This is a genomic window from Flavobacterium ichthyis, assembly GCF_009915155.1.
Lineage (GTDB): Bacteria > Bacteroidota > Bacteroidia > Flavobacteriales > Flavobacteriaceae > Flavobacterium > Flavobacterium ichthyis.
Map to the genome: position 1 here is coordinate 47,887 of NZ_JAABLM010000015.1, position 11,808 is coordinate 59,694.

11 protein-coding genes are annotated in these 11,808 nt (G+C 31.4%); 3 read left to right on the top strand and 8 right to left on the bottom strand.

Annotation, left to right across the window (positions count from 1 at the left end; genetic code table 11):
* Positions 1–66: 66 nt before the first annotated feature.
* From GV828_RS11635 to GV828_RS11655, 6 genes are read right to left on the bottom strand one after another with little or no spacing between them, the layout of a single operon-like run.
* Positions 67–690, bottom strand: coding sequence for a transposase (locus GV828_RS11635; protein WP_166537677.1), 624 nt, complete (start codon positions 688–690; stop codon positions 67–69).
* 24 nt (positions 691–714) lie between these two features.
* Positions 715–840 (bottom strand): hypothetical protein, encoded by a 126-nt coding sequence (locus GV828_RS13255; protein WP_262885824.1) that lies wholly within the window; start codon positions 838–840, stop codon positions 715–717.
* 7 nt (positions 841–847) lie between these two features.
* A complete protein-coding gene (locus GV828_RS11640; protein ID WP_166537678.1) occupies positions 848–2,863 on the bottom strand; it encodes a DEAD/DEAH box helicase family protein in 2,016 nt (671 codons plus the stop codon).
* Complete coding sequence (locus GV828_RS11645) at positions 2,860–3,693, bottom strand: hypothetical protein (protein ID WP_166537679.1); 834 nt, start codon at positions 3,691–3,693, stop codon at positions 2,860–2,862. The genes GV828_RS11640 and GV828_RS11645 overlap by 4 nt, the downstream gene beginning before the upstream one ends.
* The gene (locus tag GV828_RS11650) at positions 3,690–4,907 is read right to left on the bottom strand and encodes a restriction endonuclease subunit S (protein WP_166537680.1); all 1,218 of its coding nucleotides are present in this window, start codon (positions 4,905–4,907) and stop codon (positions 3,690–3,692) included. The genes GV828_RS11645 and GV828_RS11650 overlap by 4 nt, the downstream gene beginning before the upstream one ends.
* Positions 4,897–6,462: a type I restriction-modification system subunit M gene (locus GV828_RS11655; protein WP_166537681.1), complete on the bottom strand. Its 1,566-nt coding sequence runs from the start codon at positions 6,460–6,462 to the stop codon at positions 4,897–4,899. The genes GV828_RS11650 and GV828_RS11655 overlap by 11 nt, the downstream gene beginning before the upstream one ends.
* A gap of 513 nt (positions 6,463–6,975) precedes the next feature.
* On the opposite strand from GV828_RS11655, the gene GV828_RS13205 reads away from it, so the two are divergent.
* The 3 genes from GV828_RS13205 to GV828_RS11665 all read left to right on the top strand — a co-directional run bounded on the left by GV828_RS13205 (position 6,976) and on the right by GV828_RS11665 (position 8,863).
* Complete coding sequence (locus GV828_RS13205) at positions 6,976–7,362, top strand: DUF6122 family protein (protein ID WP_235935460.1); 387 nt, start codon at positions 6,976–6,978, stop codon at positions 7,360–7,362.
* A gap of 100 nt (positions 7,363–7,462) precedes the next feature.
* Complete coding sequence (locus GV828_RS11660; RefSeq protein ID WP_166537682.1) at positions 7,463–8,419, top strand: gliding motility protein GldB-related protein; 957 nt, start codon at positions 7,463–7,465, stop codon at positions 8,417–8,419.
* A gap of 54 nt (positions 8,420–8,473) precedes the next feature.
* On the top strand, positions 8,474–8,863 hold the full coding sequence (locus tag GV828_RS11665) for a hypothetical protein (protein ID WP_208103191.1): 390 nt from the start codon (positions 8,474–8,476) through the stop codon (positions 8,861–8,863).
* Positions 8,864–8,916: 53 nt separating this feature from the next.
* Here the strand turns inward: GV828_RS11665 and pheT are convergent, their stop codons facing one another.
* Entirely contained in the window at positions 8,917–11,340 is a 2,424-nt protein-coding gene (pheT, locus tag GV828_RS11670) for a phenylalanine--tRNA ligase subunit beta (RefSeq protein WP_166537683.1), read from the bottom strand.
* Positions 11,341–11,718: 378 nt separating this feature from the next.
* On the bottom strand, positions 11,719–11,805 hold the full coding sequence (locus GV828_RS13335) for an IS3 family transposase (protein WP_394350645.1): 87 nt from the start codon (positions 11,803–11,805) through the stop codon (positions 11,719–11,721).
* Positions 11,806–11,808 lie beyond the last annotated feature (3 nt).

Here is an 11,808-nt window from a genome sequence, read left to right on the forward strand (position 1 = left end):
TAATTGGGGCGAATCGTTGGGGCGAATCGTTGGGGCGAATTGCAATTCGCCCCAACTACGAAATTATTATATTCCATAAAATTTATCATCGTTCCAGCGTTTCGGATTATTTCTAATATAATCAGATATTCTTTCGTAAGCCTGTTCGCTTCTGATAATATGCTCATAATAATTCCTTTGCCAAATCTTAAAATCTAATTCTTTTATCTTTTCTGTTGGGGCGATTGGGGCGATTGGGGCGAATTGCAATTCGCCCGTACTGTTTATTTTTTCGTTCGTCCTTCCTGAAGATTTTTCGCCTATATTTAAAATATAATCTTTTATTTTTTTTATCGTTGCTATTTTATATCCTCTGATAATTGCTCCCACCGTTTGTGATGGCGATTGAAATTTTCCAATCTCATTATTTCCTTTTTGAAATTTTATTTCTATGATTGAATGAAAATGATTAGGCATCACGACAAATTCGTGCAACAAAACATTATCTCTAATTTCAGTAGTATTTAGCCATTCTTCTTGTGCTATTTCTCCATAACTGTTCAATATCATTTCTCCGCTTACAACCTTCCCAAACAAATGCGCTCTATCCTGACAACAAATCGTGATAAAATACAATCCTTCTTGGCTATAATCATAACCTTGTAAACGTATCGAACGGCGATGGTGTTTTTGGGGATTGTATCTATTCATAATTAATTTATCGTTTTTATTACGTTACCGTTGGGGCGAAAAATCTTTTGCCTTTTCCCCAAATAAATCTCTGCCATTCACGTACTCATAGCCTTCTTCTTTCAGAAGATAGATGAATGATTTTTCTAATTGGGATTCGGTGTATTTCATACCGGTATTATTCAAAATAAACTCGTAAATCATTCATACCCTCATTTTCAATTATAATTTTCTTAATATCATGAATAGAAAATTTATCCGGTAGATTGCTAGTAATAATTTCTAAAAATGGATTAGCTCTTTGATAAGGAATTCCATATTCAAATAGCTTATTCATAATTACTAAGGTTTCATGAGTAGGATTATCTACACCTATAAATTTAGAGTAAAACTGTGCTTTTTTTCTTTTTGCTTCAACTATTACTTGGGTTGGAAGTAAATTTTCATTAGCATATTTATGGTATAACACATCAACATCTATGATAAAATTAATTAATGGTATTATTTTGAAGGGTAAAAAATTATATATCATGTCAATTAAAGTAGATATGATTTTAGATTTATCATTTTGTTGGTTTTTTGAATGCAGTTCATCGACCATTACACTAAATGACTTAAATCTGGAATTCAAAATTACTTTCAAACTGTTTAAGTCAGTTCTTCCAACAAGTTTTCCAATTATACCTAAAAGCATTACATTTTTATTAGATGCAATATAATCAAGTAAAGCTGTAAATTTATTAACTGTAAATCCATGATTATTAAGAAGACTAATAATTTCTTTTGAAGGCACATTAGAATAGCTTGAATTTTCTAAATGCTTTTGTAATTTATCTTCATGGGAAGAACTACTTTCGGATGCAAATTCCTTATCAAAGTTTTCATCTCGATTTATTTCAATAATTTCAGCTTTATTTTCTAATAAAAATTGAATATCAATATCTTTATATGAAACATTAGCACTGTCGAATTGTGCTTGATGTTTCTCAAAATAGTATATATTTCCAACTTTATGCTCTCCTAATCTGCCTGCACGACCAATTAGATTTTTGTATTTAACTAAATTTTTTCCTCCTAATAAATCTCTTGAACTGTATATGTAGATATTTTTTGTAGGCGTATTAACTCCTTCAATGATAGAATTCGTTGCTAAAACACTTTTTATTTGATTTGATTTAAAAAGATCAATAACTTTTTTCTGAATAAATTTCGGCATAGGACCATAATGTATACCAATACCTGATTTTAGAGCTTGAATTGGTATCCATTCTGAATGAAAGTCTTCTTCTACTCTTTGTACCCACTTACCATTTAATTCAACTGAATTTTTTATTGACTTTAAATTTTTCAGATAAACTTTTTCTAATTCTTGGGGAGAATTGAAATAAATCAGATTTGTGATTTCATTTTTTGAAATTTCTTGATTTATTGTTTGATCTAAATTTTTTATACTATTGAAGTTTTTAGCTACAGGAGCATAATCCGATTTTAGAATTTGAAAATTAAAGTTTTCTAAACCTATAATAGAATTAACTAGAGGCATTAACAATATTATCTTTTCAGAATTTTCTAAAGTATCAATAAATGACCGATTCAGAATAACTTCTCTACTTCCTTTAATTGAATCTGTCAGTTTATAAGCTTCATCAATTACAAAAAGATCAATTTTATCTTGATAAAAACCTTTTAAATTATAATACTTTTCTTGTGTTCCGATAAAAATACTTTTTTCGGAAATCACTTCTAAATTTTTAATCGAATCAAAAATAACATAATCATAATCTGTAAAAAGTATTTTAAAACCATCTAACAGTTCGTCTGCTAAGGAATTTGTTGGTACAATAAAAACAACTTTATTTGGCTGATAATTGAAAATATATTCCTTAATCAGCATAGTTTTACCAAAACTGGTAGGTGCAGATACAATACTTCGATTACTCTCAACTATTCCTTGATAAATTTTGATTTGTTCAGAAGTAAATGAAATTTCTGGATTATGACTCAACCGATTCTTTTCTTGGATAAATTCAAGTTGCTTAGAAAAAAAAGAATCGTCTAAATTTTCTTTATAGTATGGAGATAAATCATAAAGGAATAAATCTTCTAATTCTACTCTTTCTTTTTTGTCATCAAGAATTTTTATAATGACTTCACGATTATCCTGATTAAGTATTGTTTCTTCAGAGTTTATCATAATCCTCTTTCTTTAATTATTAAATCCAACGCTTTTCTTTGCGCTTTAAAAATCAATTCTTTTTTAGACTTTATAGGGAGATGGTATAAATGAATTTTGTAATGACTTGGAAAATTTGCAATAGTGACCTTATCAATTAAATTATAGGACGAATTATATTTTTTCACATCAGTTTCACTTGTATGTAGTACAAATCCAGATAATATAAGAGGCATCTTTTTAATCTCATCCGAAGTCTTTTCAGATATTTCTCCTGTTATACCTTTTAGTATTACTACGCTATCGGAATTTAATATATTCTTTATATAATCTTCTAATTTACTTTTGAATGACACATCCTTTATTATTTTGCCTATACCTCCATATAATGCACTATAAAATTTTGCCTCGCCTAGAACTAAACTATTATCTGAAAACATACAAACATCTGCCCCTGTTGAAACTTTAGTTAAATTTTCATTTACGGCAATCACACCAGTAATCAAATCTTTATCAATATAATCTATATTCAATCTAGCTAATAACGCCTCAGCAAAAAAAGAATAATATGTTTCGTTATTGTTATCTGCAATAAATTTGTTTATTTCATCATCATCGACATCCTGTTCTCTATTTTCAAATGAAGTTTCTATAAACCTTCGTAATTGTCTAAGCCTATCTTTTCCAGATAATGGTTTATCTTTTTGAAACAAGTAATTTAGATTATTTTCATTGTAAAGAATATCAAGTATGTAGCTATCTAAATCTGCAAATGTTAAAGAATGTTCATAAATAGAAAAACTGTAATTTCCACAACTACTTTTTTTCTTCTCGGTAATTTTAAAAGTCATAATCTATTATTATTAATTTCCTCCCCAACCGCCAAACGAGACAACAACAAACTTTGAAGATGTGTGAGTTTTTGGATTTCTTGGGATTTACATAAGAGTAAGCCATATATATTTTTTACGCCATTATTAAAATCTATTTTAATAAACTCATTAGGCTCTAAAACATTTTGCTGATCAAAATCTTTTGTAACTAAAGCACTAAATACGGCTCCTACCGCTTCGTCTTTCAATTTTTCAATTACATTTAAAGTTTTTTGATGAATATAATACGGTAGACTATCTTTAATAGCATAACAACTTTGGTTCATCGCCATATTCTGTGATGATAAACCAATTGCGCCAACTGTACCTCTTGCTGTAATAAATACTGTATTTTTTGGATATAATTTAGTGCTGCTTTTTTTTAATCCTAATTCTGTAATATTCTTAAGAGTACTAATTGAATAATAGGATTTTTGAATATCAGCAGGAGTAAAAAATGGAATATTTCCATTCCAATATTCCCAAACCTCAGTACTTGGAGTACCTCCGCCTGTTAATTTAACCGTTTCAGTAAAACTCTTCACCTCCCAACCTTCAGGAATTTCCTTCCCAAGTTCTTCATTCCAAACCATCACACCTCCAGAAGATTTGTAAGGTTTCCCTTCTTCATTTGGAAACTCAAAATCTACAAACCAATGTTTATACAAAGCTTGCGCAGTAGCTTCCAACTTTTCGCAAATCTGCTCATTGACTTTTATTTTGTTTGTTACACTTTGGTATTGCGCAACTATTTGTCGCTGTTTTTCAATTGAAGGAATAGGTAATTCAACTTCGCACATATCTTCCATATCGAAGAATTCGTGAGCACTTCCGTGAGATTTGAAGCGTGCATATCTGTCAAATTCTGGTCGTGTAAACCACATTTGCAAATAATCAGGATGCAATACATTCTCATCTCTTACCTCAAAAATTCTGTACGATGGAGAAACAATACAACTTTCACCTTTTCGCAAAGCAATTGATATCTTATCGCCATTACGTGTGGTTGCTCTATTAAAAACAAATTGATTGTAATGAGCTACCCGATATTTCGACAAGTCAATCCCGATGATATTGGTTTTCGCCTTTTGAAAATATTTGTTATTACTTACACCTTGTAACAATTTGTATTTATCCCCATCATTGAACTCCACTTTTTCAATGATATAATCACCAAGTCTTTTATAGCTCATAACCTAATGATTTAAATACATTTTCAACTTCAACTTTTAATGAGGATTCTTTGTCAAAAAGAACCTTTAATTCTGATGTGATACCAATCATCTTCTCATCAAAATTGAAATCCTCTTCGATATTTTTAAAGTCTATATATTTACTTGGAACTAAAGAATAATCTTTCTTACGAATCTCATCCAAGGAAACACTTTTGCAGTATTCTTCTATATCTTTATATTTTTCTTGCCAAGTTTGCAGTTGCCATTGATGATAATGTTGAGCAATTTCTGAAATTGAATCTTCATCAAATTCTATAAATTTCTTTTCAAACGGAACACCTTGTTTCCTTAAGTCAAAAAACAAAACTTCATTAGAACGATCTCGATAATCCTTTATAACATCATTTAATTCAACAGTTCTTTCTTTTTTATTTCTATTTATAATCCACATTGAAACACTGATGTCTGTCGAATAAAACATACTTCCAGGCAAGATTAAAATCGCTTCCACCAAATCATTTTCAATAATCTGTTTACGGATTTTATATTCTTCGCCACCGCCAGAAAGTGCACCGTTTGCCAAGATAAATCCGGCAACTCCATTTTGAGACAACTTTGAAATCATGGTCAAAATCCACGCATAATTAGCATTAGACTTTGGCGGCACTTCGTATCCTGCCCAACGTGCATCGTCTGTTAATTCGTTTTCAGCACGCCAATCTTTTAAATTAAAAGGCGGATTTGCCATGATGTAATCGGCTTTCAACTCTTTGTGCTGGTCATCGCCAAAAGTATCTGCCGCTTTATTGCCTAAATTAGCAGAAATGCCCCGAATGGCAAGGTTCATTTTTGCCAGTTTAAATGTGGTATTGGTTAGTTCTTGTCCATAAATGGAAATATCTTTTTTGTTTCCCTGATGTTTTTCAATAAACTTCAACGATTGCACAAACATACCACCCGAACCGCAAGAAGGGTCATAGATTTTTCCTTTGTAAGGTTCAATCATTTCGGCAATCAGGTTCACAATGCTTTTTGGCGTGTAGAATTCACCTTTTCCTTTTCCTTCGGCTATCGCAAATTTGCTCAGGAAATATTCATACACACGCCCCACAATATCTTGCGCTTCATCTTTTAGCGTATCAATATTGTTTATGGTATCCAACAAAGCCGAAAACTTAGACTGATCCAAACCTAAGCGTGAAAAATAATTGTCGGGCAAAGCGCCTTCCAAAGATTTATTGGTGCGTTCAATGGTTTTTAGTGCAGAATCAATTTTTAACGTAATATCTTCCTGTTTTGCGTTCTCGATGATAAAAGACCAACGGGAGGCTGACGGGAGGTAAAACACATTTTCCGCCTGATAAAATTCGGGAATATCCAAAAAAGCTTCTTTATGTTCGTTGATGAGTTCCTGTCTTCGTCTTAGAAATTTATCATTCGCAAATTTGAGGAAGATGAGACTCAAAACCACGTGTTTGTATTCAGACGGTTCTACAGAACCACGTAATTTATTGGCAGAATCCCATAAGATTTCTTCGGTACTTTTTGTTTTCGCAGCTTTTTTCGTTGCCATGTAATGTATTTTTGTTTTAGAAAAAGGATGTAGCGAGTTACTTGTCAATTACAATGTAGTATTTCGATTTGCTCAAAATATACTAAATTACAATAGACAATGGCTAATCGCCACTCTTTGAGTGAGTTAAAATATTTATATCGTAAGACAGTAAATATCTTACAATTGGAAAGTTTAGTTCTCAAACTTAAATATTTTTTTAACAATTTCTAAGTTTAATTTGCTTATTTTTTCATTTCTCCAAACCTACAAAACACTCTCCATACACTCTTACGGGTTTCCGTAATTCATACAAAATAATTCCTCTCTAATAAAAAATTTTATTTAAAAAAAGTATTGTAATACTGTAAATTATAGTAAAGTAGCATCACGCCTTTGGGTTTAGATTTCGCTTTCAATTTATAGGTTTAATTTTTATATTTTTGGTTGGGTTACAATAGCCTGATAAGTTTTGATTACAAACCTAAAATAAAGTCCTCCAAAAACTGAATAAGAACGCAATATTGTAAAATCATGCAAACTTTTATACATTACTTTTTACATTTGGTATTCCCATTTTTCATTGCCTGCGGATTTTTTAAAAATGATTGGAAAAAAGTGTATTTGATATTATTGGCCACCATGTTAGTTGACTTAGATCACTTGTTTGCCAACCCCATTTTTCAAGCCAATAGATGTAGTATAAACTTTCATCTGCTACATACGTATTACGCTATGATAGTTTACGTTTTTTTATTGTTTTTTAAAAAACCTTTTAATATAATTGGTATTGGATTATTATTTCACATGTTAACTGATTTTATTGATTGTATGATGATGTATGCGAAATGTAAAAATTGTTTTATAGATTCACAGGCTATAGCCCTGATGAGGTTTACCGCAGAAATTTTTGGAATATAAAAAAAAATTGGCATTAACTACCTTTGTCAAATATGTCTAATGTCCGTTATAAATTAGTATTTATAGTAACAATAACACAACAATTTTTACAAACGCCAATATGAATAAAATACCTTGCCTTATTGTTGTTTTACTATTTTTTAATATTTCTAATTGCCAATATAAACAAGTAATCGAAACACGCGACATTGAACATTTTTGGAATGCATTTGACCAATTACAATTTGCGGCCAACAAACAGGATAGCATTACTATAATACAAACCCAATATATTGAAAAAGCTACTGAATTATTCAAAGAATTTATAAAAGTGCGAAACTTTACCGCAGAAGAATATATCAGTTTAATTAGTCAATATCCAAAATTTTGGCATTCGATTAGAAAAGAAACCGAACAAATAAAATATAGAAAAGAAGATGTTGAACATATTTTAGACCAATACGAAAAAGAAATCACCAATTTTAAACGACCTAACGTTTGTTTTGCAATAGGATGTTTAAGAACAGGAGGCACAATTAGTGACAATTTAATTTTAATTGGGACCGAAATAGCCGCATCCACTCCCGAAACAGAAAAATCTGAACTATCACAATGGTTAAAAAGTGTTATGGGTACTTTTGGGGATATAGTATCGATGGTGTCGCATGAAACAATACATACGCAACAGCAAGGTCAGTTGCGCAATTTAGCCGAACATTCAATTAGTGAGGGAGTAGCTGATTTTTTAAGTGAAAAAATATGTAGTTTAACCATTAACAAAACATCATTTAAATACGGAGTAGCTAATGATTGTAGTTTAAAAAAAGAATTTGTAGCCGATTATTATCAAAACAAATTTGACCTTTCAAATTGGCTTTATAATGGAAACAAATCAAAAAATCGACCAGCTGATTTAGGATATTATATCGGTTATCGAATTGCTCAGGAATATTATAACAAAACTGAAAATAAAAAAAAGGCAATTTCCTATTTACTACACAGAAAAAACTATAAAAAACTATTTAAAAAAAGTGAATATTTAAAAATAAATTGTGATGAACCTAATTCTGCTTTTTAACATCTTGTTTTTGAAGCAATTAAAATGTTTTGTCTTAAATAACAATTTTAAAAAATGATTGAAATAATAGCAAAATGGATTACGCTGGCATTTGGCGTATTTTTTATTGGGACCGCGTTTTTAATGCTTTTAAATCCTAAAAAAGCCAACGAAATTTTGCAAAAAGCAGGAAGCACTAATTTTATTAATTATGCCGAAATTACCATAAGAATTATTCCTGCTCTTGGGCTTATTTTTGTAGATAAAAGTTCAAGGTATCCGGAACTGTTAAAAGTGTTTGGTTATTTTATGTTATTGACCTCATTAGTACTTTACTTTGTACCTAGGAAGTTACATCATAATTTCTCACTAAAAGCGGCGGCAATTATAAAACCAATATATTTCCAATTTATTGCGCCTTTTTCTGCATTAATAGGAATATTTTTAATTTACAGTGTCTTTTAGTGTTTCGAAAGAAGCTAAAAATTATAAAAAATCCCGCATCAGCGGGATTTTCATTATCTTAAAGTAGCTCCTAATTCAGTTTCAAAATTGTGTTGCAACTTGCTCATTATTTTCTCAATCTGGACATCAGTTAGCGTTTTAGAATTGTCTTGAAGAATAAAACTTACCGCATAAGATTTTTTATTTTCGGGTAAATTTTTTCCTGTATAAACGTCAAACAAACTAATTTCTTTCAGCAAAGTTTTTTCGGTTTGTTTGGCAATTTTATAAATGTTTTCGAATGCTACTGTTTCATCTACTAACAACGCTAAATCACGTCGAACTTCAGGATATTTCGGGATGTCTGTAAACTTTAATTTGGTCGAAATCACTTTCAAAACAGCATCCCATTTGAAATTAGCAAAAAACACTTCTTGCTTAATGTCAAAATGTTTTAACACCGATTTTTTCACAGTTCCCATTTCTACCAAAATTTCGTTTCCTAAACGCAATGCTATTCCTTCGCCAAAATAATCGCTCTCTAACAATTGATTAGAAGTTTTGTTAATTCCTAATCTTGATAAAACGCTTAGTACTAATCCTTTAAAATAGAAAAATTCTGAAGGTTGGTGATTTCCTGTCCAGTTTTCCGATTTTTTATTTCCGGTTACAAACAAAGTCAAATGCTTGTTTTCGTCATAGCCTGAAGGCATTTTGTGATAAGATTTTCCAAACTCAAATAATTTTAAGTCAGAATTTTTTCTATTAATGTTGTAAGATACCGCTTCTAAACCAGAGAATAAAAGCGATTGTCTCATTGCCGATAGATCGTTGCTCAAAGGATTTAGCATCATCACGTTAAATTCTTCCTTCAACGTTTCGGTTAGTTTCACATATTCTGGCGAAGTTAAAGAGTTGGCCATCATTTCGTGAAACCCAAGTGAATTCAGCTGGTTGGCAATGATATTTTGAATTTTATAATCTTCTGTTCTTGAGGAATTTGAGATAGTTGCGTTCAACTTTTTTGTGAAATTCACATTGTTATAACCGTACACACGCAAAATTTCTTCAATCACGTCAATTTCTCTTTGAACATCAACACGATACGCCGGAATTGTCAATCCTAAACCTACATCGGAAACGCTATTCACTTTTATATCAAGCGAAACCAAAATCTTCTTGATAGTTTCTTTAGAAATTTCCTGACCGATAATTTTATTGGCTTTAGAAAAATTTAAAAACACAGTAAAGTCTTCAATTTTTTTTGGATAAATATCCACAATATCTGATGTAATTTCGCCTCCTGCAACTTCTTGAATTAACAGTGCTGTACGTTTTAGCGCATATTCTGTAATGGTAGGATCAATTCCACGTTCAAATCTAAACGAAGCATCCGTATTTAAACCATGTCGTTTAGCGGTTTTTCTAACGCTAACAGGATTGAAGTAGGCACTTTCTAAAAAGATTGACTTAGTCGTTTCCGTTACTCCTGAATTTTTGCCACCAAAAACACCTGCGATGCACATCGGTCCGTTTTCGTCACAAATCATCAAATCTTCTTCGTGCAAGGTTCTTTCCACATCGTCTAAAGTGGTAAATTTTGTACCAGCCGGAAGGGTTTTTATTACTACTTTATTGCCTTTAATTTTTCCAGCGTCAAAAGCGTGAAGCGGTTGTCCCAATTCGTGCATCACATAATTGGTAACATCTACCACATTATTTTTTGGGGTTAACCCAATAGATTTCAATCGATTTTGCAACCAATCTGGTGATGGTTTTACATCAATATCTGAGATGGTTACACCGCAATATCTTGGTGCTAATTTAGTATCTTCAACCTTAATATCCATTTTTAAGGTGCGTTTATCCACTCTAAAATTTGAAACCGAAGGTGTGATTAATTCTGCATGCGAACTATTTTGCAACATTCCCGCACGAAGATCTCTCGCAACTCCCAAATGACTCATGGCATCCGCACGATTTGGCGTTAAACCAATTTCAAAAACTTCATCATTTTCAATATTAAAAACGGTAGAAGCTGGTGTTCCGGGTTTTAAATCTTCGGATAAAACCATGATGCCATCGTGGCTTTCGCCTAAACCTAATTCGTCTTCGGCACAAATCATCCCGAAGCTTTCCATATCACGGATTTTGCCTTTTTTTATTTGAAAATTGTTTCCGTCTTTGTCGTATAATGTAGTTCCAATGGTTGCCACAGGAACTTTTTGTCCGGCTGCAACATTTGCCGCTCCGCAAATGATTTGAACTGGCGTTCCGGTTCCAATATCCACGGTGGTAACTTTTAATCTATCGGCATTGGGGTGTTGTTCGCAAGTTAAAACGTGTCCCACCACAATTCCTTCTAAACCACCTTTTACTGACTGAAATTTGTCAATTCCTTCTACTTCTAAACCTAAATCAGTGAGCAAATTGCCAACTTCTTCAGGTTTTAAATCCGTTTTTATAAATTGTTTCAGCCAATTATAAGAAATTTTCATTTGAATTTGATGTTTAAGTGTGCAAAGATAATTCTTTACTACCTTATTTAAAACAAGATTTTTTTCAAATGTGGAAATCTAGTTTAATGGAAGATGTTTTTGTTGATTGGTGAAATTATTGTTGAGCTTTTATTTTTGACTAAATAATTATATTCTCCGTTGCCAATGTTTTCAAAAGTTTCTGAAAACGAAAATGGAATTTTTTTTTAACCCTGATGGGAGGGAAAAACATTTTTGGCTTTTTTCGGCCAAAAATTTTTGGAAGGACAGCAGGAATTGCATTTAAAGAAGGCGGGAAAGTTGGGTTTTTAAAAAATAAAAGATAAAAAAAATCCACCGTTAAGTAGACTGCACCCAAAAGTTTAGACAAATTTACAATTAAATTTGATAATGGTGAGCTCGATATTTTATCGGGCTCATTTTGTTTAAATTCGACTTTATTCTATCGTTGTTATAATAGGTTATGTA

Coding starts and splice junctions, on each gene's coding strand:
- GV828_RS11635 (WP_166537677.1), bottom strand. CDS start 690: ATGAATAGATACAATCCCCAAAAACACCATCGCCGTTCGATACGTTTA.
- GV828_RS13255 (WP_262885824.1), bottom strand. CDS start 840: ATGAAATACACCGAATCCCAATTAGAAAAATCATTCATCTATCTTCTG.
- GV828_RS11640 (WP_166537678.1), bottom strand. CDS start 2,863: ATGATAAACTCTGAAGAAACAATACTTAATCAGGATAATCGTGAAGTC.
- GV828_RS11645 (WP_166537679.1), bottom strand. CDS start 3,693: ATGACTTTTAAAATTACCGAGAAGAAAAAAAGTAGTTGTGGAAATTAC.
- GV828_RS11650 (WP_166537680.1), bottom strand. CDS start 4,907: ATGAGCTATAAAAGACTTGGTGATTATATCATTGAAAAAGTGGAGTTC.
- GV828_RS11655 (WP_166537681.1), bottom strand. CDS start 6,462: ATGGCAACGAAAAAAGCTGCGAAAACAAAAAGTACCGAAGAAATCTTA.
- GV828_RS13205 (WP_235935460.1), top strand. CDS start 6,976: ATGCAAACTTTTATACATTACTTTTTACATTTGGTATTCCCATTTTTC.
- GV828_RS11660 (WP_166537682.1), top strand. CDS start 7,463: ATGAATAAAATACCTTGCCTTATTGTTGTTTTACTATTTTTTAATATT.
- GV828_RS11665 (WP_208103191.1), top strand. CDS start 8,474: ATGATTGAAATAATAGCAAAATGGATTACGCTGGCATTTGGCGTATTT.
- pheT (WP_166537683.1), bottom strand. CDS start 11,340: ATGAAAATTTCTTATAATTGGCTGAAACAATTTATAAAAACGGATTTA.